Genomic DNA, 23,558 nt, shown 5'->3' with positions numbered 1-23,558 from the left:
TGCTATCCAGGTACAGGCGAGGGCATGATGGTGATACTCCAGGTTATTGCCACAGACAGCAGCTATGGTATAAAGTGGAAGTTATGCAATTAGGTAACAGCGACTTTCCAATTAATTTGCAGCCTTATTTAACAAACAATTTGAAGACAACGCCTACGACCAACATTCGGCCAGGAGAGTACAATGCATATCTGCGATTAGTAGAGTCGATGCGACGATCAACCTTATTAAAGATATTGTCGATGCCGATGCTGGGCTTGAACGATGCCCATTTCAGGCAGTTGAAACTGTGGGTGGTGTTCAGGTTCCAGATGCCATAACCCGGGGCATCCTCGTAGTCGGGATAGTAGGTCTTGGACTGCAGGCGTCCATTCAGGTTGACGTTCAGTCCGTAGTTCCTCCATGCGTGGTGGTAGTTCACGACTATGGTGGCAGCATGGCGTATGCTGCGCTCCAATGTAGTCCATTCGTCGCCGCTCATGGTGCGGGCATAGGTATAGACATAGTTGGCAGAGATGTTCAGGTCCTTAGTGACATTAGCCGACAGATTGAGCTGGACGCCATTCACATCACCTTTGTCGCTGTTCTGATAGAGGGCATAGGTGGCCAACTTCGAGGCTTCGGCATCGGTCATCTCTGGGAACTCGCTCCGCAGCATGGCGAGCGAGGTGGCATCAACGTCGATGTTCTGCTTGACCACCATATCGTTGATACGGTTCAGATAGCCCGTCACGCTAACGGCAATCTGCTGCGTGCGGTATTCGGCATTCAACGAGAAGTAATGACTCTTCTCGGGTTTCAGGTCCTGATTGCCGAAACTGATCTGTGGCTTGCCGCGATTGACGGAGTAATAATGATAGTAAAGCTCGTCGAGACCTGGGGCACGGAAGCCAGCGGAATAAGTGGCTCGGACGTTGACGGGCCCAAGACTGTACATCAGCGTGGCCTTGGGAGTGAGATGGTTGTTGAAAGTCTCATGATGCGTCAGACGCAAGCCAACGGTGGCCGAGACAGAGCCTTGCCCTACCCTCACCTTCGCTTCGTGCTGGGCATAGGCGGCCAGCGTATAGACGTTCTGGTCGATGTTGCCCGAGGTGGCTGTGAGATAGTCCTTGCGCCAGTCGGCACCAACGATGGTGGTTGAATTGGATGTCAGTCCGAGAATGGTCTTGAGTCCGCCTTCCATCATGCGCTGCTTCTTCGACTGAATGTAGTCGCCCACGGCATAGTCATTTGTTGCTACATCGTATTCCTTACCATAGCGGAAGCGGTCGACGGTGAAGTCGGCCTGCAGGGAGTTACGGCTTGTGAACTTATAAATGCCGACCACATTCCAGCGCAGACCCTTGTAGCGCATCTCATAGTCGGTGCCACCAGTGGGGGCCTTCGTTCCCGATGGAGAACCTTCAGGCACGGTGGCTGTTTCGGGGCGGTCGGTGATTTTACATGAATAGTCTAAGCCCGCATTCAGCGCCAAGTGCTGAGTGGGAGCATAGGTGAATTTCTGTCCGAAGATGTTAGAGCGATAACCCGTAAAGTAAGGGGCTATCGTCCGTTGTGTTTCTGTATCAGAGCCCTTGACGTATTCCAGATCATTGTTCTGATAGCTGTCGGCTTGGTCGTGACTGAACGAGGTGTACGAGCCAAAGCCGTCTTTGTAGATATCAAGGCTGACAGACTCGGTCAGTACGCCGTGGCCGCTGACTTTGCTGTCGCTGGTAATGCTGACCATATCCTGTGTGGGCTGGTCGGTAATGATGTTGATAACACCCGCAATGGCATCGCTGCCATAGAGTGAGGAAGCGGCGCCGTCGAGCACCTCGATACGCTTGACGCGACTCATGTTGATGCGGTTCAGGTCAACATTGTTGGAGATGTCGCCAGAGAGCTTCTGTCCGTTGATCAGAATAAGGATATACTTATTGCCTAAGCCATTGAGGCGGAGGAACGTTCCCATGGAGTTGGGCGACATCGAGGCCTGTGGCATCATGCGGGTCAGGGCACCATCGAAGGTGGTGATGCCTTGTTCGCTAATTTCCTGTGACGAGAGCACACGAACGGGCGTCGCCGTGCTTTTCAGACGCTGGTGATGACCAGAGCCCGTCACTACCACAGGGTTCAGGTTATAACTACGACTCACCGATGAGGAGTCGATACGTTCCATCTTATGAATCTGTGCCTGGACACCGATGCTGCCCAAGAACAAAAAAAGGAGGAAGATACTGCCTCCCGGCAGCACCTTCTTCCAAAAACTTATATAATAATACATTGGAAAATTCATCGAGTATTTACTCTTCAGGCTCTGTGGTAGGAGTAGAGAGCGCATCCTCGGTGCCCAACTTCTTGATGGCATCCTCGGTGTGCTTCATCCACAGCTTGCGCACAGCCTTACGCTCGGCCAGGCCAGGGATATAACCGTTCTTCTTGATTTCCTCGGTGTTCTTCCAGCAAGGCTCAGTGAAGTTGGTCTCGTAGGCCTTTGCATCGATGCCTGCTTCGTTGAACATTGAGAACCAGCTCTCTTCGTCATCGGCATCAGCCATGTCGTTGTGAGCGTGGTCACCAGCGATAGACATCAAGGGGAAGAGCTGAGCTTTCTTGTTGGTGTTGGGCTCGTAATAGGTTGTAACCTTAACGTCGCCAACCTCATAGGTAACCTGACCGCCCTCAAGGATATTGTTCAACACGTCATCAACATAGGTCTGGTCCATATCTACAGTACCTACGTAATAGTTCTCACTCTTCTCGCGGAGTGCCTGTTCCAGCTGCACATAACGGATGTTACCACCATAATAGTCCTTGCTCTCGGGGTTGCCGTGACCCATGAAAGCCACGATGCCGTTAGCAACTGCTGCCTTCACGTCGCTTTCCTTGTCGAGAACATCAGCCAGAGACTGCACATCCTCTTCCTCTGCCATAAGGGGAACACCGATAACCACGTTGCGATCGAGGCTCTTCATGTATTCCTTGGTGAAGCGCTGTCCGCGGTTGTTCATGAAGTTCTTCACGAAGAGGTCGCGCACATTACGATACTCCTCGCCAGGGATGACCTGCAGCGACTGCACTACAATCTGCTTGTAGCCAGCCAGACCAATGGCGTTGAGCCAATGCTCGGGGTCATAGTAAGTCTTTGATGCGCCGTGCTCACCATCCTTACCATCGCCATAGGCGTTGTTGATACAGATGGCTGACGAGAAGCCCAGATAGACATCCCATCCCTTGGGACCGAACTCTGCCTTAAAGTCATTCTCTACCTTTTCGAAGGTGTCGAAAGCCTGCTCCCATGTAGAACCGAAGGCTACAATCAGAATGACCTTGTCGTTCTGCTTGTTCTGCTTCACATAGTCGGTTACTTCCTGCTGGAAGCGAGTGTCGTTGTACGATGTGCTGTTGTCATCGTCGCTGCTGCATGATGCCATGCTCATGCCCATCATGATGGCCAGAGAAGCCATCATCAGATACTTAATCTTCTTCATTGCTTTGTTGTTTAAAGTTAGACTTAATATTATTAGATAATTTTTTTCCTCTGTTGAAGCGCAGAATCAGCGAAGCATAGAAGGTGCGGCCTGGCGTGGTGGTTCCAAGGTGCAGACCGTGATAGGTGCGGTCTACATAATCGAAGATATTGTCTACGCCAACTTCTATGTTCAGACTTGACTCCTTGTCTTGTAAGATGTCGTGAGTGGTGGACAGACGCCACAGTTGATAGCCCTTGCCATCGCCGTTCAGCTGATAGTAGCGTTTGCTGGAGATACGTCCATAGAGTCCCACGCCAAGTCGATAGGCTGATGATATGTTGTGGTTCCACATGACGAAGCAACTGCCTTTGTGGTGGGCCATACCGTCGATGATGACATTCTGCAGTACATCGTTCTCCGTGTCGTAGAATTGTGCATCAGTGTCCAGATAACTATAGGCCATTCCTGCCGTCCATTCCTTGCCAATACGATAACGTACGTTAACGTCGCAGCCCCAGGTCTTGGCCGACTCAAGATTCTTGTATTGCCTGGTCTTGATAGGCTGATACTGGGTGTAGAGGTCTATAGGCGCATCGGCGTTGGGGATGGTTACCAGAGCAATCATCTTGTCCACCTGGTTATGATAGGCCGTTGCCGATGCCGTCAGTCCTCCCCATGTGTATTCAGCACCAAACGAGAAGTAGTTACTGGTCTGTGGCTTCAGGTCGGTGTTGCCCAGGAAGAGATAGGTGCCGTTCATATCACGCACATAGCGGTAATGCAGCTCCTTAGGTGTGGGACTCTTGAATCCCTGACTCCATGTGGCGCGCAGTATCAGGTCGCCCATACTGGCCATAGCCGACAGCTTTGGCGTCAGATAGAGGCCGAACTGCTCGTTGCGGTTCAGGCGCAGACCTCCTGTGATGTTCAGCCATGAAGCCGCATTCCATTCATCTTGTGCATAGAGGGCCTCCGTATTGTCTGTCGCCTTTCCGCCTTCCACGCGGTTTGGGGCCTTCAGCCAGTCGTAGCGATATTCTGCACCAAGGCTCAGCCTGTTTTGCTTGGGCAGGGTGAACACACCTTTTAGGTGAGCCATTATCCTGCGCTGGTCGCTTTGTAGTTGCGCCTGTCCAGGATAATATGGGAAATAGTGGGTGAAGTAGCCATCGACATAGCCATCAGTCAGTGTCAGGGCTGTGAAGTCGTAGTAGTAGGCATGGCGATTCCAGTCCACATCGAGTGTCACCGTGTTTCCTTTCGAGGGTTGCCACTTGCCTCCAACAGACGCCGAAGCATTGTTGTAGCGCATATCGTAGGTGCGCTTGTCCACACCAGGATGGGTGCCGTTGGTAGGACGGTAGATACGTTTCCAGTAGATGCTTCCGTCAGCGTAGAGTTCCAGATCCTTGTTTGCCTGATATGTCAGTCGCTCTGAGAGTTGCATCTTGGCATTCTTGTTGACGGTCTTGTTCTTGGAGTCTGTAATCAGATACTCCGTCTGGTGAGGGTCTTCCGTCGATGTGTTCTGCCAGCCATCCGACTGCTGTGACTGGAAGTTGGTATAGCTCTTCCACTTGCCCCACGAGAAGCCTATCCCGTCGTGCAGTTGCAAGCCGTTGTAGATGTCGTAACGGGTGGTGCTTTCCAGAGACAGGCCCTCGTCGTGTTTCTTAGTGATGATGTTGATGACACCCGCTATGGCATCGCTGCCATAGAGCGCACTCGAGGCTCCCTTCACAATCTCTATCTTCTCGATGTTATGAGGGTCGATGAGTCCCAGGTCGTTCTCGCCGCCATTGTCACCATGCAGACGTTTGCCATCCACCAATATTAATATATAGGAATTGCCCAGGCCGTTCATCTGTATCTGCGAGCCCATATCGCCCTCGCTGAAGGCAAACGAGGATGAGAGCCCGCCCAAGATGTCAGCCAACGAGTTGCCGCCATATTGTCGCAGCATCTTGCTGGTGATGACCTCGGTCTGCACAGGCGCATTCTTCAGAAGGTGGCGGGTACCAGTACCCGTCACGACTACTTCCTGTAAACTGTCAGAACGCCAGATATCATCCTGCGCCTCGACAGCCACCACTGCGCACAGAGCCAGCAGTCCTACTGTCAGTCTTTTCTTCGTCATAAGCATTTCCGTCCCGTATCTTCCTGTACGGTCGTACTTTTTAGTTCTCGGCATAACTTAAGCGAGCTTTGCTCTACTCTCTTCTTCAGCAGGCTTGACCTAACGGTCGAGCCCTGCCTTGCCTTGGCATAGCTTAAGCAAGCTTAGCTCTGCTCTCGCCTACGGCAGGTCTTCTGACTTTCCCCAGTCTGCTTTACCTTCCCGAGTATTCTCAGTGGCGTTATACAAGCAGGCCTCTTAAATGGGGATTACAGCTGCAGGTACAGTTCCGGACTCTCACCGGATTCCCTTTCATCATGGCGGCATCAGCCACCAGATTGCCTTATTCGGCTGCAAAGATACGAATAATTTACAAATAAACAATCATTTTCCAAAATATTTTGTAATTTTGCAGCATGAAGCCGGCTTTTCTCATAGCAGCACCTACCAGCGGCTCTGGCAAAACAACGATTGCCAGGGGGTTGATGGCGCTCTTCACACGGAAAGGCTACAAGGTGCAGCCATTCAAGTGCGGGCCCGACTATATCGACACGAAGTTTCATGAGGCGGTATGCGGCAGACCCAGCATCAATCTCGACACGTTTATGGCCTCGCCAGAGCATGTACGCTGCCTCTTTGCCCATTATGGCAAGGATTCCGATATCTGTATTGTGGAGGGTATGATGGGCCTCTACGACGGTTATGATCGCGACCTTGGCTCGTCAGCTGAGATAGCCCGTGTGCTGGGACTTCCTGTCGTCTTGGTGGTCGACGCCAAGAGTGCAGCCTATTCGATGGCGCCGCTGCTGCAGGGCTTTATGAACTTTAATAAAGAGGTACGCGTAGCGGGCGTTATTTTTAATAAGGTGGGATCACAGAAGCACTTCGAGATGCTGCGCCAGGTTTGCGACGATTTGCATCTCGCCTGCTTTGGCTATCTGCCAAAGAGCAGTAGTCTTGAGACGGGTTCGCGCTACTTAGGCCTCGACTTCTCCCAGCAGTCAGAGAGTGAGGAGTTGGTCCAAATGCTGGAGCGTTTTATCGACATAGAACAATTGAATACTGTTTCCAATTTGTTTCCTTGGGAGAAACAAGTTGTTTCGATAGGGGAAACAAGTTGTTTCGATAGGAGAAACAAACTGTTTCCACTGGGGAAACAAATGAGAAACACCAAGGCTTTGATTGCTCGCAATGCGGAGGCCTTCTCGTTCCTCTATGCCGAGGTGGTGGACGGCTTTATTTCGCCCCGCTTTTTCGACCCCGAGAAGGACGTGCCCGCATTGGAGGATATAGGCTTGCTCTACCTGCCTGGCGGCTATCCTGAGAAGCATCTCGAGGCTCTGGTCAGAAACGAAGCCTGTCGCGAGGCCATTCGCCACTTTGCAGAGCAGGGCGGACATATCGTGGCAGAATGCGGCGGCATGATGTATCTCTGCGAGAGCATCGTGACTGACGATGGCGAATATCCTATGTGCGGCGTGCTGCCCTACTCTATCACGGCCCGCAAAGCCGACCGCAAGCTGTCACTGGGTTATCGTCGCTTTGTGCTTGACGGCAAGGAGTATCGAGGACATGAGTTCCACTACACCCATTTCTTAGGCCAGACACCGCCCTCCGCCTGTCAGGTCTATAATGCCAAAGGCGAGCCTGTCGATACGCCCGTCTTCAGATACAAGAACGTTTTAGCCAGTTACACCCATCTCTATAACTATGAACTCTAAACTATACCTTCACCCTATCATGTTCGCAGGCACAGGCAGCGATGTTGGCAAGAGCATCGTGGCTGCCGCCTTCTGTCGCATCTTCCGTCAGGACGGCTATCATCCTGCCCCTTTCAAGGCGCAGAACATGGCGCTGAACTCTTACGCCACGCCAGAGGGACTGGAGATTGGTCGTGCTCAGGCCGTACAGGCCGAGGCGGCAGGCATTCCCTGTCATACTGACATGAACCCGCTGCTGCTCAAGCCCAACTCAGACCATACCAGTCAGGTGGTGCTCAACGGCAAACCCCTTGGCAACAAAGACGCCTATGATTATTGGCGCAAAGGTTGTGTGCAGCGAGGTGGAGCCTCGCTGTCTGGTCCAGATTTTCGCGCTGAGGTCCACGCCGCCTTCGATCGCCTGGCTTCGCGCTATAACCCTATCGTGATGGAGGGCGCAGGCAGCATTGCCGAAATCAACCTGAAGGACAGGGACTTGGTAAACATGTCGATGGCGCAACATGCCAAGGCCGACGTCATCCTGGTGGGCGATATAGATCGAGGTGGCGTCTTTGCCTCTGTCTATGGCAGCATCATGTTGCAGTCGCCCGAGGACCGCAAGCTTATCAAAGGCATCATCATCAATAAGTTCAGGGGCGACATGCGGCTTTTCGATGAGGGTCGGCGAATGCTGGAGGATATCTGCAGCGTGCCTGTGTTGGGTGTCATACCTTATTATAAAGACATCTATATCGACGAGGAAGATAGTGTCAATCTCGCTAAGAAGAACTCTCAACTTTCAACTCTCAACTCTCAACTAAATGTAGCTGTCATCCTATTGCGCCATATCAGCAATTATACCGATTTCGATACACTGGAGCGCGACCCCCGCGTCAACCTCTTCTATACCAACAACATCAAGGATATCGAACAGGCCGACATCATTATACTGCCTGGCACGAAGTCAACGCTCGACGACCTGTTGGAGCTGCGACGCAACGGTTGTGCTCAGGCCATTCTCAGGGCTCATCGAGACGGAAAGATGGTGATAGGCATCTGCGGCGGCTATCAGATGTTGGGACAGACTGTCGAAGACCCCGAGGGCATCGAGGGCAGCATCAAGCGTCTGCCTGGCCTCGGCCTGCTGCCTATCCACACCACGATGACGCAGGAGAAAACCACTCGTCAGGTCACCTTCCAATTTGAGGGGCAGAAGTGTCAGGGTTACGAGATACACCAGGGCGTGAGCGATACCAATGAGATAATTCTCCAGACTGATCATTGCATCGGCACCTATATCCACGGTTTCCTGGATAATGCCCCCGTCATTGAGCACATTTTGAGGGAAAAAGGAAAAGTGAAGAGTGAAAAATTTGCTTCCGCTCAGGATCCCCAAGTTTTCAAAGAAACACAATACGATAAGCTGGCTGCCCATGTACGACAATATGTTGATATAGAACGAATTTACCAAATACTCTCAAGTAATGATTAAGGGACACGGCGACGATGCCTATAGATACGAAGACATCAGAAGCGACTTCTCGTCGAATATCTGTGTTCACGAAGACCACCAGGACTTGATGGCTCATCTTGCCAGTCATCCTGAGCTGATAAGCCATTATCCAGAGCCAGAGGCATGGTCGCTGGAAAAGATGATTGCCAAGCATTTGGGTATCAAGCCTGAGCAGGTCATCGTAACCAATGGGGCTACGGAGGCCATCTATCTCATTGCCCAGACCTTCCCCTTCGAATATATTATCCTTGGACCAACGTTTAGCGAATACGAAGACGCATGTAAGATGTTCTACTCAGAACCAGAACAGACGTCATTATGGTTGTGCAATCCCAACAATCCCAATGGCCATGTGTACTCGAAGAGTGAGATGAAGATGTTTGCACGCAACTTTAACCTGGTAGTCATTGACCAGTCGTATGAATATTCTACCTTGCAGCCAATGCTCAGCGCCAAAGAAACTGTCAGGATGAACAACGTTATTCAGATTCATTCCATGACGAAAGCCTATGGGGTACCAGGCTTGCGGTTGGGCTTTATCACGGCTCGTGAACCGTTTACAGAGAAACTTCGCCAGAACCTGCGCCCTTGGTCTGTTAATGCGTTGGCCATCGAGGCAGGAAAGTTCTTGCTGGAAAACAAGAAGCCTTGTAAGCCAGATCTCAACGAGACATTACAGTTGTACAAATCGCTGAGAGCCTTGAAGGGAGTCTCCGTGGACAGCACATCAACTAACTTCATGCTTTGCAAACTGTCGAAGCGTACTGCTGCCGAACTGAAGGATTATTTAGTGCGCGAACATCGTATGCTCATTCGCGATGCTTCCAATTTCAATGGCCTTACGGCTCGTCACTTCCGCGTTGCATCCCAGACGCCAGAAGAGAATGATGCCCTCGTTGCAGCAATTAATCAATTTTTAGCAAATGGATAGCTGCATCGTCGCCATAGTATCCCTGCTTGTAGGTTGGCTGCTCGACCTTCTCTTTGGCGACCCAGCCAGACTGCCCCACCCTGTGGTGTGGTTTGGCAAAACCATCGCTTTCTTCGATCACAGATTAAACAAAGGGAATCATCGACAACTCAAGGGAGCCCTCGTTGCCGTTGGTCTCATTGTATTTGTATATGCAGCCACTTATCTTATCCGTCATTACATCTATTTACTCCCCTCCATTACAGGGAGGGGTTGGGAGTGGGTCTTTGATTCCATTATCATTTTCTACTGTCTAGCAGGAACCACCTTGATTCGTGAGGTCAGGGAGGTGTTTCGTGCCGTAGATCGTTCGTTGGAAGAGGGACGCAAGCAAGTGGCACGAATCGTAGGACGCGACACCTCAGAGCTCTCGGCTCAGGAGGTGAGGACGGCTGCCTTGGAGACCCTCGCCGAGAACCTGAGCGACGGTGTCATCGCGCCCCTGTTCTGGTTCGCCATCATTGGCGTGCCAGGCATGTTGGCCTATAAGATGGTGAACACCCTCGACTCGATGATTGGCTATAAGACAGAACGCTATCGTGACTTCGGCTGCTGGGCAGCACATATCGACGATATCGCCAACTATATCCCAGCACGATTGACGGCCCTACTCATGGTGTTGCCTCACGCAATTCTTAATTTTAAATTCTCAATTTTCAACTTCGTTCGTAAGAACGGAAGACACCATGCCTCGCCCAATAGCGGTTACCCAGAAGCTGCCCTTGCTGGCATCCTGAACTGTCGCTTTGGAGGGCCACACTATTACTTCGGACAACTGTTTCCCAAACCCTATATTGGGGAGAACGAACGTCCACTCACCACAGAAGACATGAAAAAAGCCGTTCGCATCAATAGAACGGCAGAAGTGTTGATGGTTGTACTCACAGCTCTTAGCTTGTGGTTATGCCACTAAAGCGCAGACCGTCAAGTAAAACGATAATTCGCTTAGCAGACAGACGGCACCACAACAGTCTCCAGTATAGCCTCGAAGTCGGCGCCATATCAGCCAACAAAGTAAGCACGTCACCAAGCAGGGCACGACGATAATCATCACCCATGATAATCCTGTATACCATAGGAATGCTATTAGCGGCAACAAGCCCTGAATACAGAGACTGATACCTGCTTTCCAATCAATAGTCCTATATACCGTCTTGTTCTTGGCTGTCTCTTCCGTTCTGGCATAGGGCATCATGACGACCATGATACTCGTAATCATCTTACTAAATGGATTGGCGGCAAGGATGGTTAGCGCAGCTATCTTGGGTGACATCGAGATGAGTGCGAACACTAAGAGAGCAATGTAGAGGATGAGACTTAATACGCCATAGGTGCCGATATGTGAATCCTTCATGATGTCGAGGATTCTCTGACGGTCTGAGCCCCCACCGCCAAAGCCATCGAAGAAATCGGCGAGTCCGTCTTCGTGGAGGGCTCCTGTGATGAGTAGACGAATGACGATAGCGGCAATGACGGCGACGGCATAGGGCATCACCATAGCGCCATAATAGAGGGTGGCAGCCATCGCACCACCAATGAACCAGCCTGTGAGTGGCCACCATTCCACCACAGCGGCATATGATGACTTGGGCGGCTGATATACTCGCCAGAAAGGCAGACGCGTGAAGAAGATGAATGCCGCCCAGAGGTGGTCGTAGAACTTAGAAGTATTTTGTGATTCTTGCATCTTTGAAATTATTCATTTCATTTATCATTCGTACAGCGCTGTCAACGATAGGATAAGCACAAAGGGCTCCTGTTCCCTCACCCAGTCTTAATCCAAGGTTCAGCAACGGCTTGGCATCTATGATATCGAGCATCATCTTATGTCCACTCTCATCGCCGCAATGGGTAAAAATCATATAGTCCTGCGAGGCAGGATAGAGTCTAATGGCAGCCAGCGCACATGCCGTCATAATAAAACCGTCTACTAATATGATAAGGTGATGTTCAGCAGCCCGCAACATTGCACCAATAGCGGCAATCATCTCGAAGCCTCCAAAGTATTGCAGAGGAAGTATACAGTTCTCATTGGCTTTATAAGTCTTATAGGCTTCCAACGCCTTGGTCAGTACCTCATATTTATGGCGGATACCATCGTTGTCGAGTCCTGCGCCTGCGCCAATGCAATCCTTCAGAGGGATATCGCCAAACAGACTCATCCAGATACTGGAAGGCGAAGTATTGCCGATGCCCATCTCTCCGATACACAGCACATTACATCCCTCGGAAATACACTCGTCCACAAGATCGGCACCCACCTCTATAGCCTTGTTGAACTCCTCTTCCGTCATAGCGGGCCCGTATAAGAAGTTTTTCGTACCACGTGCTATCTTTCGATGGATGATGCCTGGCTCATCACTCAAGTCGTAGTCCACTCCCACATCCACGATGCGTAACTTGAAACCATGCTGACGACAAAACATATTGACGCCTCCGCCACCATGAGTAAAGTTGATCATCTGTTGCCAAGTCACCTCACGTGGCGACACACTCACGCCTTCACGTTCTATGCCATGATCACCACCTAACAGCAGATGATAGGGATGTTGCAACGATGGTTCCAGAGTCTGCTGAATCAGACAAATATGCATCGCCAACTCCTCCAGCCTACCAAGCGAGCCTTTGGGTTTGTTCAGGTTGTCAATCTTATCCTGAATGACAGCCTGCAGCGATTTGTCTGTTGCTTGTATATCGAATGTCTTCATATTTCTTTTTTACCCTTTTACCTTTACGGCTATGCCGCTCACCATGAGTATCACCTCGTCAGCCTTCGAGGCAATATACTGGTTCATCCAGCCTTGCAGGTCGGTGAACTTCCTTTGCAGGGCATTTTCGCTCACACCACCGCTGCCTATCTCGTTGGTCACAAAGATATAGGTTGCATCGCGTTCTGTGAAACGGTCGAACTCAGCTTTCGCTGTTTCTAACGCCTTATCCTCATCAGAATCTTCGAAGAACAGGTTCGTCAACCACAACGTCACACAGTCTATCACAGCCACACGCCCAGTGAGGTCATGCTTACTCAGGGCCTTTTCCTCTTCTATGTTTGTCCATTGTGGTCCCCTTCGCTCCTGATGTTTAAGCACCCGTTCACGAAACTCGTCATCCCAGATATGAGCCGTAGCCAGATAGACAGGATGGTCCGTAAGACTTAACGCCATCTGCTCTGCCTGACTGCTCTTACCTGAGCGTTGACCACCCGTTATCAGAATGATTTTCCTCTTCACTTTCGTATAATTTTCTGATTTATGCCGCAAAGATACAAATAAATATCAATTATCAATTGTCAATTATCAATTATTTTTATATCTTTGCAGCAGATATGAAGAAAATAATTATTGCAGGCATAGGACCAGGCAGTCGTGAGGACATCACTCCTGCCGTGATGGAGGCCGTCAGAGAGGCCGATGTCGTAGTAGGCTATAAGTATTACTTCCAGTTTGTAGAGCCATACTTGAAGCCGGGCTGCGAGTGCGTAGATACAGGCATGAAGAAAGAGCGTGAACGAGCAGAACAGGCTTTTGCGCTGGCAGAGCAGGAGAAGACCGTTGTGGTTATCTCCTCTGGCGATGCAGGCATCTATGGTATGGCACCACTTATCTATGAGATGAAGCAGGCGCGTCAGTCTGACATAGAGATCGTGACGCTTCCTGGTATCTCGGCATTCCAAAAGGCTGCCTCGCTGTTGGGAGCACCTATTGGTCACGACATGTGCATCATATCGCTTTCCGACCTGATGACCCCCTGGGAGGTTATTGAGCGGCGTATCAAGGCAGCCTCAGAAGGCGACTTCGTGACAGCCATCTATAACCCCAAGTCGCATGGACGCTACTGGCAGTTGTATCGCCTGGTGGAACTGTTCTTACAGGTCCGCTCGGTAGAGACTCCTGTGGGCTATGTTCGTCAGGCTGGTCGAGATGATGAAGAAATCAAGATCACAACACTTGGCGCTTTTGACCCAGAGGACATCGATATGTTTACTGTCATTCTGATTGGCAACTCACAGACATATATTTCTGAGGGTAAGATGATAACGCCTCGCGGCTATTACCGCGAAGAGAAAGAGAATGACGTTAAGCCAGGTCAGCAGATTATGATGGAGTCGTTCCGTACCATCGCCAGCGAACTGAAGCGTCAGGACTATCCCCTCGACCACAAATGGGCACTGCTACATGCCATCCACACAACTGCCGACTTCGACATGGAGGATATCCTCTATACTGATTCTTTGGCTGTAGAGACATTATATAATAAGGTAAAGAACGGCACACTAACCACCATCATCACCGATGTCACGATGGTGACCAGCGGCATCCGTAAGGGCGCTCTGCAGCGATTAGGTATCGAGGCCAAGTGCTACCTGTCTGACCCACGTGTAGCTGAAATGGCAGCCACACAGGGAATCACCCGTACCCAGGCAGGCATCCGGCTGGCTGTGGAGGAACATCCCGATGCACTCTTTGCCTTTGGCAACGCACCAACGGCACTCATGGAACTATGCGACCTGATTCGTAAGGGCAAAGCCCATCCTGCTGGTATCATTGCTGCCCCCGTCGGATTTGTACACGTCAGGGAGTCGAAACACATGGTGAAACCCTTCAAGGATATTCCAAAGATTATCGTTGAGGGTAGAAAAGGCGGCTCTAACCTTGCCGCCACCCTCTGCAATGCCATCCTCACTTTCGACGATGCTGAACAACTGAAGCCTGGTCGCGACTTATAAAACGAACACGGATTAAACGGATTAAGCGGATAATATGCAACGGTTCATCGTTATAGGAATAACGGACAATCCCAAACCTTGGTTTCCTCCAGAAGTGCTGGAAATTATCAAGAGCGGAAAGGTCTTTTCTGGAGGCAAGCGCCACCATGAGATAGTAGCGCCGTTATTGCCAGAAGGCGTGGAGTGGATAGATATCACCGTACCCCTCGATGCCGTCTTTGAGCAGTACAGCCACTATTCCCAACGGTTTTCCGTTGGGTCCATCATCATCTTCGCCTCTGGCGACCCGCTTTTTTTCGGATTTGCCAATACCATCAAGCGTAAAATGCCAGAAGCCGACATCGTGGTTTATCCCTCCTTTAACTCCCTACAGTTGCTGGCGCACCGTCTCGTGATGCCCTACCACGACATGCGTATCGTCTCGTTGACAGGTCGTCCTTGGCCTGAGTTCGACAAGGCGCTGATAGAGCAGGCAGCAAAGATCGGCATCCTGACGGATATGGAACACACGCCTGCAACGATAGCCCAGCGCATGATAGACTATGGCTACACCAACTATCAGATGCATGTGGGTGAACATCTGGGTAATCCTTCACTCGAAAAGGTCACCACCTTGTCGCTTGAAGAGGCAACCCAACGCAACTTCACGATGCCGAACTGTGTCATTCTTGACGCTGTCAGCCATCAGACATCAGCCATCAGACATCCTTTCGGCATCCCCGATTCCGAGTTCACATTGCTCGACGGCAGAGAAAAGATGATTACCAAGATGCCCATCCGTTTGCTGACACTACAAGCCCTTGAATTGCGCAAGAGGAGCGTCCTCTGGGACATCGGTTTCTGTACAGGCAGCGTCTCTATCGAAGCCCGTCTGCAGTTTCCTCATCTTCAAGTCTGCGCCTTTGAGATCCGTCCTGAGTGCGAAGCGATTATCCAAGAGAACACTCGCAAGTTTGGTGCCCCAGGCATCGATGTTCATATCGGCGATTTCCTCGGAACAGACCTCTCTGCATTGCCTCGTCCTGATGCCGTATTCATCGGAGGTCACGGAGGCCGCCTGAAGGAAATCATGGCGAAGGTGCTGACCGTATTGCCGGATAATGGCTGTATCGTGATGAATAGCGTCAAGGCACCTCTTGTCAAGACTGACAGCCATCAGTTATGGGATGAGGCCTGTCAGGAACTGGAGCTGAAGCAAGAACCACCCACCAGGATTATCCTCAACGACAACCATCCTATCGAGATCCTCAAGGCCTATTATCATCCTGACAAATAGGCTACACACAAAACTTAATTCACTAATTTTTTTGTGCTTTAAGAAAAAAGCATTATCTTTGCAGAAAATTTCCGTTCCAAACTTTGGAATGCACATACCAGACTCTGGAATGTAGATACCAAACTTTGGGATGGACATTTCAAACTTTGAAACAAAAATTAATTAGTATTATGGCAAAATATATTATTAAGGACATGCCCGAGGGCATGGGAAACAACAAGAAAGGGAGAATATTCCCTAAGATGCAAGTCTATACGGAGTTCGACAACGACAAGGTTGTGGAACTTATCAACAAGTATTCGCCAGCATTCAGTCAAGGCACCATACGAGGTGTGCTCGATACATTATCCACTGTGATGAAAGCATATCTCCCAATGGGTCACAGCTTGAAGATCGACTATCTGGGTGTGTTCTCGCTGTCGCTGCAATTCTCTGACAACAAGGCAGATGCCAATACTCAAGAAACTTCGCAGACAGAACCAAAGACCAAATACCGTCATGTGGAAATCAAGGGCATCAACTTCAAAGCCGACAAAAAGCTGGTGAAAGAAATGAACAAGGAGAACAGCTTTGAGCATACTTCCTCCAACCCAGTTCCATCCTCCTCATACACCCCTCAGGAGCGTTTGCAGCGCGCCCTCCAACATATCGACAAGAATAGATTCATCACGCTTCAGGAATATGCCAACCTTAACGATCTCAGTCGCAGCTCAGCATCAAGAGAACTGGTGGCCTTTGTAAACGACCCATCATCAGGCATCACCACCAAAGGCGCCGGCTCACACAAATTCTGGGTGAGAAGAAAATAAAGCGATAAATCCTTGGAAGTTTCGATTATTCTCCTTATATTTGCAGGCAGAAAACGATCTGAAACCTCGCCTGAGTATAATTTCAGTTACCCTGGACACGTAAAATCGCATCTCTGAAGGCACAGGCAGAGGCCTTCCTGAAATTTATTGGATGACAATGAATATAGCAATTATACAAATCAGTGAGGCTGGTAGTGAGATGGCCTCGACGCTGCGAAGGGAGCTGAAAGCCAAAGTGATCCAGCGCTCAGAAGTGGGTGAGGAATGGCAGAAGCAGGATGCCTTTATCTTTATTGGAGCGATGGGTATCTGTGTTCGCACCATTGCTCCTTATATCAAGAACAAGCACGAAGACCCTGCTGTGGTATGCGTGGATAGTCTGGGACAGAATGCCATCTCCGTGCTTTCAGGACATATCGGAGGGGCGAATGATCTGGCTCGTGAAGTTGCAGGTATCATCGGAGGCAGAGAAGTAATTACCACCCAAAGCGACAATGCAGGACTTTGGGCACTCGACACCTTTGCAGAACGATTCAACTGGGCCATCGCCAGCGACGACGATATGAACGAATGCATCTTTGCTTTCGTCAATCGCGAGCCTACTGCCCTGCTGATGGAAATCTGCGATGAGGGTACGGACTATCTTGAGAAGACATTACCTGAGCATGTGACTGTTGTGAAAAGCCTCGAAGAGGTCGATCCCAAAAAGTTTAAGTTGGTCATCATGGTGACACCTTACAACCTCTGTGCACCATACGGCGTGCTCGAGTTGCATTTCGTGCCGATGATAGCATCTTTAGGCTTCGGACTCGCACATCATCCTGTGGACTATGAGGACATCTACGATGAGATCGACGAGGCTATGAGTCAGATTGGTGTATTGCCTTGCTACAAGCGCTATTGCACCATCGATGTGAAGCAGGATGAAGAATTTTGCGCGATGCTTGTCGATGACTTAGGTGAAGAGCTGGTATTCTACACAGCAGAGGAACTCGCCAAGGTTGAGGTGCCTAATCCCAGCAAGACCGTTCAGAAGCATGTAGGTACACCCAGCGTTTGCGAGGCTGCTGCCATCCTTGGGGCAAACAATGGCAAACTGATTGTTCCTAAAGTGAAAGGCAAGAACTGGACTGCAGCCCTCGCCATTGACTACAAATACCTGCGAGAGAAGAAAGGTCATATCGAGATTGTAGGTGCCGGTCCTGGTGACCCTGATCTGGTATCTGTACGAGGACGCAAGATGCTCGAAAGGGCTGACCTTATATTATATGCAGGTTCGCTGGTGCCTAAGGCTTTGACAGAATGCCACAAACCGGGGGCTGTGGTGCGCTCTTCAGCCGATATGAACCTCGAAGAGCAATGCCAGCTGATGAAGCAGTTTTATGACGAGGGAAAGTTCATTGTTCGTCTGCATACTGGCGATCCTTGTATTTTTGGGGCTATCCAGGAACAGATGGCTTTCTTCGATGCCAATGGAATGGATTATCACATCACCCCAGGTATTTCGTCGTTCCTCGCTGCTGCTGCTGAACTGCGCTCCCAGTTTACCATCCCAGAGCGTACGCAGACCATCATCTTGACTCGTGGTGAAGGTCGCACACCCATGCCCGAAAAAGAACAATTGCATCTGCTGGCCAAGAGTCAGAGCACCATGTGTATCTTCCTCTCTGCCGCCATTGTCGATGACGTGCAGCGCGAACTCCTGCAGGAATATTCTGAGGATACTCCTGTTGCTGCCTGCTACCATCTGACATGGCCTGACCAACACATCTATCGTGGTGTGCTGAAAGACCTCGCAAAGATTGTTCACGATAACCACCTCACCCTCACTACGATGCTCGTGGTTGGTGAGGCTATCGACAACCGTCAGGGGCTCTCCGAGTTATATAACAAACACTTCACCCACCTGTTCAGACAAGGCGACGCTTCATGATATTGGTATTCGGAGGGACAACTGAAGGACGTAGTGCGGCAGAGGTGCTGGAAGAAGCTGGCAGTCTCTATTACTATAGCACGAAGATGGGTGAACAGGAACTGACGCTGCATCATGGTGTGCGCATTGATGGGGCGATGGATGCTGAGGCCATGAAAGCCTTTTGCTGTAATCAACAGATTCGGCTGATAGTGGATGCTGCCCATCCGTTTGCGTCAATGCTGCATCAGACGATAGGCAAGGTAGCGTCTGACATGCGGATTCCCGTCATCCGTTACGATAGGATCTATCCACAAAGAGACCCCGATATTACGTGGATTGACGACTACTTAGAGGTTCCGACAGATATCCATACCCTTCTTGCTACTACGGGTGTGCAGAGCATTAGTAAACTGAAGTGGTTGGAGGAGCTGGGTGTCAAGGTTATCTACAGAATCTTAAGACGTGAAAGCAGTCTCTTGATGGCTTACGAGCAAGGCGCTACCGATGAACAACTATGTTATTTTGAAGACGGTCTCCTGCCAAAAGCCGATGCTATCCTGCTAAAGGAGAGTGGACTTAGTGGCGGCTTTGTAGAGAAGGTGGAAGCAGCACGCGAAAAAGGCATGCGGATTATCGTCCTTAAACGTCCAAGCTATGGGACTTATAAGGCCAATGGGGCCTATAAGGAAGTCAACGGACCGTATGGATTGCGGCGGATGGTGGAGAAGCTGTTGCCAGAGTTTTATCCGCTGCATAGCGGACTGACGACGGGAACGTGTGCTACTGCAGCGGCGATTGCTGCAACGATAAGACTGACGAAAGGTGAGACACCTGCGGAAGTCCCCGTTTTATTGCCAGATGGCGAGACGATTACTGTTCCCGTCGGTTTTGCCGACAGGTATGCCTACTGCATCAAGGAGGCAGGTGACGACCCCGACGTGACTGACGGTATTGAGGTGAGGGCTCACATAGAACAATCCGAACAGTTTGAAATTATTGGTGGTGAAGGTGTGGGGCGTTTCACGCTTCCAGGATTTGATTATCCTGTAGGTGAAGCCGCAATCAACAAGGGACCTCGTGAGATGATGCGCCAAAACATCAAAGAAAATGTTAGGATTACTATTTCTGTACCGCAGGGTACGGAGATTGCCAAACGGACTTTTAACCCCCGTCTGGGTATTGAGGGCGGCATCTCGATAATCGGTGTGAGTGGCATTGTGAAACCATTTAGCGAGGAGGCTTTTATCGACAGCATCCGCAAGTGTATGACTGTGGCAAAGGCCTCAGGCGCTGAACGCGTAGTTATCAATAGCGGCGGCAAGAGCGAACACTTTGTGAAGGCCCTCTATCCCACCCTGCCCCAGCAGGCGTTTGTGGAATACGGCAACTACATCGGAGAGACCCTGAAGATAGCCAATGAATTGAATATCAATACTGTGACACTGGGAGTGATGTTGGGTAAAGCGGTTAAATTAGCTGAAGGCCATTTGGACACACATAGTCGGAAGGCCACGATGGATAAGGCGTTTATTCAGCAGATTCTGGAGGAATCGGGCATCAGCATCGACATCAGCGATATGACGCTGGCCCGCGAGCTATGGGAACGTATTGCTGAGAACAGCCGAGCGGCTTTTGCCCACACTGTTATACGGCATTGTTATGAGCACTGTGCTCCGTTATTGCCCAACGGTGAACTTACGGTTTTACTGATTGACGATAATGGAAAAATATATGAAGTATAACAATCTAAGAGACGTTATTCCTCAGTTTCGTTCTTGCGCTTGCGGAAGAGCACTGCAGCGATGACAGGGGCTCCTACAAGGGCTGTGACGCTGTTAACAGGCAGGGCACCCTCGAAGCCAGGCATACGGGCAATGAAGTTACAGAAAAGTGCGAGTACGGCACCACAGAGAGCTGTAGCTGGCATTAGGATACGATGGTCGCTGGTGCGGAAGATGGCTCTTGTCAGATGAGGAACAGCCAGGCCAATGAACATAATCGGGCCGCAATAGGCAGTAACGATGGCAACGAGAACGCCAGAGGAGATGATGACCAACATACGGCTGCGACGGATGTTCAAACCCAGATTAGAAGCATAGCGGTCGCCCAACAGCATCAGGTTCATATCCTTCACCAACAGACAGGCCAACGGCAACAGGATGCACATCAGCACAATAAACAACACCATCTCGTCGCCAGATACCCTTGAGAACGAGCCTAAGCCCCAAACCACGAAGGCCTTCACATCTTCCTCAGGCGACAGGAACTTCAGCACGCCAATAACGGCATTGGCCAAGTAGCCTATCATTACACCTATTATTAATAAGGTGACATTGCCCCTTACCTTTTGAGATATCCAAAGAATCAATGTCAGCACGGCCAAGGCACCAATGACGGCTGCCACACTCATGGCAGCGTCACCCAGATAACCCAGACGCGAAAGTGCCACGCCACCGATACGTCCAGACAACAGCACCACAAAAGCTACGCCCAAGGCCGAACCATTTGAAATACCAAGCACTGAGGGTCCTGCCAGGGGGTTACGGAATACGGTCTGCATTTGAAGACCACTGACAGCAAGTCCGGCACCAGCCATAATGGCCGTCAGAGCCTGTGGGAGTCGTGACTTCCAGATAATGTTCTGCCATATTTCTGATTCCGATGCATCGCCCAGCAGAATACGGCAAACATTCTTTAGGGGAATGTCAACGGAACCGATGAGAAGGTTGACAATAGCTAAAACCACTATTGCCACTATGAGCATCAGAATCAGGGGTAGAGTACGTCTTATCATTTCAACAGATAATAAAATGTGGGGCGATAATCATCCTCCACCAACTCTGGATGGAAGATAGCTACAAAGTCTTTCAGCAGAAAGTCTGGTTCTACAGGCGAAATCTCATAGTAAGGCGTCTGCTTCATATTGCAGTAGATAACCTTCTTTTCTTTGAATGCCTTGAACAATTCGTTGCGAGGCTCAGAGGCCTTCAGCGCCTCGTACGAGAACTCGTCGGGATAACTGTTCAGGATACGCCAGTAATCTGCATTGGCAGCCAAGGAATACATCTTCTCAAACTCCAAGTCTTCGCCAGCTGTCTCATCGTCGTTGATGACATAGTTGGCTCCGGCATCACGGAAAATCTGCGCCAGATAGTTCTTTCCACCCACAGCGTGCCAATTGCCATAGTGCATTTCGCCGCTGAAAACTGTGGGCAAGACTTTGTAATCTGAACTCTGGACTTTGGACTTCAGGTCGTTATATCGACTCTCAATACCGGCGAACACCTCGTTGGCTTCTTTCTCTTTACCAATAAACATACCCACGAACTTAATCCATTCGGCCTGTCCTAAGGGATTGAGTTCCTGATAACCCAGGTGGGGTACCAATGTGATGCCTGTCTCCTTGATGGCATCATAGCCACCACGCTTTGAGGGCGATATAAAGATGACATCGGGATTAGCAGCCAGCACCATCTCGGTATCGAAGTTGCCTTCCATACCGATCTTCACAATACGTCCGTCTTTTACACGTTGTATGATGTCTTTGTTAAAGAGGTTCTTCGTACCTGTCAGGCCTTTCACTATGTCATGAGCATTGAGAATCGTGAAGTTAGACAACTGTAAAGATGTCATACAGATGGTATTTTTAATAGGAACCTTCACCTTCGTGTAGCAATCGGGAACGTCCAAACCGTCATCGGCGACCAATGCAAAGTGATATCCACCGTCCACATCCACCAGTCGCACTCCAGCGCTATCTCTCACCTCATAGCCCGTCGCATACTTGGGACTCATCAGCGAGTCTACATCTATCATACTACTAACAGTCTTGTTTCCACTGTTGCTGCAGGAATAGAATAAGCACATACATAGGCCTGTTAGGTAAAAAGCAAGAATCTTCTTCATCTTTTCTCAATTATATTCTTGAAAAACTTTGCAAATTTAATGAATTTCGTCAAAGTATCGATATTTTTTCTTCGTTTATTAGGAAAGTTTAGATTTTAAGTCTCGCAACTTATGCGCGTCTGTCTGCTCTGTTTGTCATGTTGATGTACATTCAGATCACAAGAAAAGGGAACCTTCACAGGCTCCCTTTTAATTACCAATTAAAGAAAATTTAATTGGTTTTTGGGGAAGTTTGATTGTCTCGCGACAACCAACCTTCAAATTAACCTTAATAATCTAATACCATGAAAAACACACTGCAAATATAGGAATATAATTCCAAAAAAGGAAGAATTGAAGTAGAATGGGGTTGTTATTTAATAAAAATTAACTAAAACCAAATCCTTTTGCATGTTATCTGCTCATATAGTTTGGCTATTTAACTGATTTTTCGTAACTTTGCACCCATAATGAACGAAATGTCACCCAAAATAGCTATTATAGACCCTAACACCTTGGCTGCGCTTGGACTGCGACAGCTGCTGCAAAGTGCCATACCCTTTATTGAGGTTGAATCCTTTGGCAACATGGAGGAAGTTCTATCTAGTAAGGAACAATATATGCACTATTTTGTGGTAGTAGATGTGTTCTTAGAGAACAAGTCTTTTTTCTACACCAACGTCAGAAAAACAATTGTTTTGACCAACTCAGACAACCAGCAAGAGCTTCTGCCTGGATTTCATACCATTAACATCAACGTACCCGAGGAAGAGTTGGTAAAACAGATTCTGAAATTGCAGCAGCATGGTCATAAGGGTGGACGCAACCTGCCAGAGAAGTCGAGAAACGCCATGATGAATAAGACGTTAAGTGACCGCGAGGCTGAGGTTATGGTGCTGATTGTCAAAGGCTATATTAACAAGGAAATTGCTGACAGACTAAACATCGGACTAACCACCGTAATTTCTCATCGCAAGAACATCATGACGAAGCTGGGATTAAGAAGTGTGTCGGCTCTGACCATATACGCCGTGATGCATGGTTATATCAATATTGATCAGATATAACCTTAAAGATTCTTAAATATTTATATAAATATGGTACGCAAGTGGCACAATATCAAATAAATTGAGTACCTTTGCAGCCGTTTTGTCCGCATAGTGTGGAGATAGGTGGCAGAACAGGCGCTG

At 49.5% G+C, this 23,558-nt stretch carries 18 protein-coding genes and 1 riboswitch; of the genes, 10 read left to right on the top strand and 8 right to left on the bottom strand.

Features of this window, described 5'->3' with window-relative positions:
- Nucleotides 1-124: 124 nt before the first annotated feature.
- From Q0R57_RS05040 to Q0R57_RS05030, 3 genes are read right to left on the bottom strand one after another with little or no spacing between them, the layout of a single operon-like run.
- Nucleotides 125-2,281, bottom strand: a complete 2,157-nt coding sequence (locus tag Q0R57_RS05040; protein ID WP_294744315.1) for a TonB-dependent receptor — start codon at nt 2,279-2,281, stop codon at nt 125-127.
- Between the two features lie 7 nt (nt 2,282-2,288).
- The gene (locus tag Q0R57_RS05035; RefSeq protein WP_294744314.1) at nt 2,289-3,476 is read right to left on the bottom strand and encodes a sirohydrochlorin cobaltochelatase; all 1,188 of its coding nucleotides are present in this window, start codon (nt 3,474-3,476) and stop codon (nt 2,289-2,291) included.
- Complete coding sequence (locus Q0R57_RS05030) at nt 3,463-5,595, bottom strand: TonB-dependent receptor (RefSeq protein WP_294744313.1); 2,133 nt, start codon at nt 5,593-5,595, stop codon at nt 3,463-3,465. The genes Q0R57_RS05035 and Q0R57_RS05030 overlap by 14 nt, the downstream gene beginning before the upstream one ends.
- Before the next feature lie 145 nt (nt 5,596-5,740).
- Nucleotides 5,741-5,935: riboswitch (cobalamin riboswitch) on the bottom strand.
- Nucleotides 5,936-5,990: 55 nt separating this feature from the next.
- Between Q0R57_RS05030 and Q0R57_RS05025 the strand changes: the two genes are divergently transcribed.
- From Q0R57_RS05025 to cbiB, 4 genes are read left to right on the top strand one after another with little or no spacing between them, the layout of a single operon-like run.
- Nucleotides 5,991-7,295 (top strand): cobyrinate a,c-diamide synthase, encoded by a 1,305-nt coding sequence (locus Q0R57_RS05025; protein WP_294744312.1) that lies wholly within the window; start codon nt 5,991-5,993, stop codon nt 7,293-7,295.
- Nucleotides 7,285-8,766 carry a cobyric acid synthase gene (locus Q0R57_RS05020; protein ID WP_294744311.1) on the top strand — a complete coding sequence of 494 codons (1,482 nt, stop codon included), beginning with the start codon at nt 7,285-7,287 and terminating at the stop codon, nt 8,764-8,766. Before Q0R57_RS05025 ends, Q0R57_RS05020 begins: the two co-directional genes overlap by 11 nt.
- The gene (locus tag Q0R57_RS05015; RefSeq protein ID WP_294744310.1) at nt 8,759-9,718 is read left to right on the top strand and encodes an aminotransferase class I/II-fold pyridoxal phosphate-dependent enzyme; all 960 of its coding nucleotides are present in this window, start codon (nt 8,759-8,761) and stop codon (nt 9,716-9,718) included. Before Q0R57_RS05020 ends, Q0R57_RS05015 begins: the two co-directional genes overlap by 8 nt.
- Nucleotides 9,711-10,670, top strand: coding sequence for an adenosylcobinamide-phosphate synthase CbiB (cbiB, locus tag Q0R57_RS05010; RefSeq protein WP_294744309.1), 960 nt, complete (start codon nt 9,711-9,713; stop codon nt 10,668-10,670). The genes Q0R57_RS05015 and cbiB overlap by 8 nt, the downstream gene beginning before the upstream one ends.
- Here the strand turns inward: cbiB and cobS are convergent.
- Genes cobS through cobU form a run of 3 tightly spaced genes read right to left on the bottom strand, consistent with a single transcriptional unit; the run spans nt 10,659 to nt 12,987 of the window.
- The gene (gene cobS / locus Q0R57_RS05005) at nt 10,659-11,444 is read right to left on the bottom strand and encodes an adenosylcobinamide-GDP ribazoletransferase (RefSeq protein ID WP_294744308.1); all 786 of its coding nucleotides are present in this window, start codon (nt 11,442-11,444) and stop codon (nt 10,659-10,661) included. The two genes, cbiB and cobS, sit on opposite strands and share 12 nt — an antisense overlap.
- Nucleotides 11,419-12,465 carry a nicotinate-nucleotide--dimethylbenzimidazole phosphoribosyltransferase gene (gene cobT, locus Q0R57_RS05000; protein WP_294744307.1) on the bottom strand — a complete coding sequence of 349 codons (1,047 nt, stop codon included), beginning with the start codon at nt 12,463-12,465 and terminating at the stop codon, nt 11,419-11,421. Before cobT ends, cobS begins: the two co-directional genes overlap by 26 nt.
- Before the next feature lie 9 nt (nt 12,466-12,474).
- Nucleotides 12,475-12,987, bottom strand: coding sequence for a bifunctional adenosylcobinamide kinase/adenosylcobinamide-phosphate guanylyltransferase (gene cobU, locus Q0R57_RS04995; protein WP_294744306.1), 513 nt, complete (start codon nt 12,985-12,987; stop codon nt 12,475-12,477).
- A gap of 95 nt (nt 12,988-13,082) precedes the next feature.
- On the opposite strand from cobU, the gene cobJ reads away from it, so the two are divergent.
- The 5 genes from cobJ to cbiD all read left to right on the top strand — a co-directional run bounded on the left by cobJ (nt 13,083) and on the right by cbiD (nt 20,225).
- Nucleotides 13,083-14,483, top strand: coding sequence for a precorrin-3B C(17)-methyltransferase (gene cobJ, locus Q0R57_RS04990; RefSeq protein ID WP_294744305.1), 1,401 nt, complete (start codon nt 13,083-13,085; stop codon nt 14,481-14,483).
- Between the two features lie 34 nt (nt 14,484-14,517).
- Nucleotides 14,518-15,759, top strand: coding sequence for a precorrin-6y C5,15-methyltransferase (decarboxylating) subunit CbiE (cbiE, locus tag Q0R57_RS04985; RefSeq protein ID WP_294744304.1), 1,242 nt, complete (start codon nt 14,518-14,520; stop codon nt 15,757-15,759).
- Between the two features lie 170 nt (nt 15,760-15,929).
- On the top strand, nt 15,930-16,568 hold the full coding sequence (locus Q0R57_RS04980) for a hypothetical protein (protein ID WP_294744303.1): 639 nt from the start codon (nt 15,930-15,932) through the stop codon (nt 16,566-16,568).
- A gap of 157 nt (nt 16,569-16,725) precedes the next feature.
- Complete coding sequence (gene cobM, locus Q0R57_RS04975) at nt 16,726-18,501, top strand: precorrin-4 C(11)-methyltransferase (RefSeq protein ID WP_294744302.1); 1,776 nt, start codon at nt 16,726-16,728, stop codon at nt 18,499-18,501.
- Nucleotides 18,498-20,225 carry a cobalt-precorrin-5B (C(1))-methyltransferase CbiD gene (gene cbiD, locus Q0R57_RS04970; RefSeq protein ID WP_294744301.1) on the top strand — a complete coding sequence of 576 codons (1,728 nt, stop codon included), beginning with the start codon at nt 18,498-18,500 and terminating at the stop codon, nt 20,223-20,225. The genes cobM and cbiD overlap by 4 nt, the downstream gene beginning before the upstream one ends.
- Before the next feature lie 14 nt (nt 20,226-20,239).
- On the opposite strand, the gene Q0R57_RS04965 is transcribed toward cbiD, so the two are convergent.
- Complete coding sequence (locus Q0R57_RS04965; RefSeq protein ID WP_294744300.1) at nt 20,240-21,277, bottom strand: iron ABC transporter permease; 1,038 nt, start codon at nt 21,275-21,277, stop codon at nt 20,240-20,242.
- Nucleotides 21,274-22,299 (bottom strand): ABC transporter substrate-binding protein, encoded by a 1,026-nt coding sequence (locus Q0R57_RS04960; RefSeq protein WP_294744299.1) that lies wholly within the window; start codon nt 22,297-22,299, stop codon nt 21,274-21,276. Before Q0R57_RS04960 ends, Q0R57_RS04965 begins: the two co-directional genes overlap by 4 nt.
- A 539-nt stretch (nt 22,300-22,838) precedes the next feature.
- On the opposite strand from Q0R57_RS04960, the gene Q0R57_RS04955 reads away from it, so the two are divergent.
- Nucleotides 22,839-23,435 carry a response regulator transcription factor gene (locus tag Q0R57_RS04955; protein ID WP_294744298.1) on the top strand — a complete coding sequence of 199 codons (597 nt, stop codon included), beginning with the start codon at nt 22,839-22,841 and terminating at the stop codon, nt 23,433-23,435.
- The last annotated feature ends 123 nt before the right edge of the window (nt 23,436-23,558 follow it).

It is taken from the genome of uncultured Prevotella sp. (assembly GCF_946407605.1).
GTDB lineage: Bacteria > Bacteroidota > Bacteroidia > Bacteroidales > Bacteroidaceae > Prevotella.
This window is presented reverse-complemented; position numbering and strand designations above follow the sequence as displayed.

Excerpts from the sequence above, each read along its gene's own strand:
- Q0R57_RS05025 (WP_294744312.1), top strand. The coding sequence starts at position 5,991 with ATGAAGCCGGCTTTTCTCATAGCAGCACCTACCAGCGGCTCTGGCAAA.
- Q0R57_RS05020 (WP_294744311.1), top strand. The coding sequence starts at position 7,285 with ATGAACTCTAAACTATACCTTCACCCTATCATGTTCGCAGGCACAGGC.
- cbiE (WP_294744304.1), top strand. The coding sequence starts at position 14,518 with ATGCAACGGTTCATCGTTATAGGAATAACGGACAATCCCAAACCTTGG.
- Q0R57_RS05015 (WP_294744310.1), top strand. The coding sequence starts at position 8,759 with ATGATTAAGGGACACGGCGACGATGCCTATAGATACGAAGACATCAGA.
- cbiB (WP_294744309.1), top strand. The coding sequence starts at position 9,711 with ATGGATAGCTGCATCGTCGCCATAGTATCCCTGCTTGTAGGTTGGCTG.
- Q0R57_RS04980 (WP_294744303.1), top strand. The coding sequence starts at position 15,930 with ATGGCAAAATATATTATTAAGGACATGCCCGAGGGCATGGGAAACAAC.
- cobT (WP_294744307.1), bottom strand. The coding sequence starts at position 12,465 with ATGAAGACATTCGATATACAAGCAACAGACAAATCGCTGCAGGCTGTC.
- Q0R57_RS04960 (WP_294744299.1), bottom strand. The coding sequence starts at position 22,299 with ATGATAGATGTAGACTCGCTGATGAGTCCCAAGTATGCGACGGGCTAT.
- Q0R57_RS05035 (WP_294744314.1), bottom strand. The coding sequence starts at position 3,476 with ATGAAGAAGATTAAGTATCTGATGATGGCTTCTCTGGCCATCATGATG.
- cobS (WP_294744308.1), bottom strand. The coding sequence starts at position 11,444 with ATGCAAGAATCACAAAATACTTCTAAGTTCTACGACCACCTCTGGGCG.
- cobJ (WP_294744305.1), top strand. The coding sequence starts at position 13,083 with ATGAAGAAAATAATTATTGCAGGCATAGGACCAGGCAGTCGTGAGGAC.
- cbiD (WP_294744301.1), top strand. The coding sequence starts at position 18,498 with ATGATATTGGTATTCGGAGGGACAACTGAAGGACGTAGTGCGGCAGAG.
- Q0R57_RS05030 (WP_294744313.1), bottom strand. The coding sequence starts at position 5,595 with ATGACGAAGAAAAGACTGACAGTAGGACTGCTGGCTCTGTGCGCAGTG.
- Q0R57_RS04955 (WP_294744298.1), top strand. The coding sequence starts at position 22,839 with ATGAACGAAATGTCACCCAAAATAGCTATTATAGACCCTAACACCTTG.
- Q0R57_RS05040 (WP_294744315.1), bottom strand. The coding sequence starts at position 2,281 with ATGAATTTTCCAATGTATTATTATATAAGTTTTTGGAAGAAGGTGCTG.
- Q0R57_RS04965 (WP_294744300.1), bottom strand. The coding sequence starts at position 21,277 with ATGATAAGACGTACTCTACCCCTGATTCTGATGCTCATAGTGGCAATA.
- cobM (WP_294744302.1), top strand. The coding sequence starts at position 16,726 with ATGAATATAGCAATTATACAAATCAGTGAGGCTGGTAGTGAGATGGCC.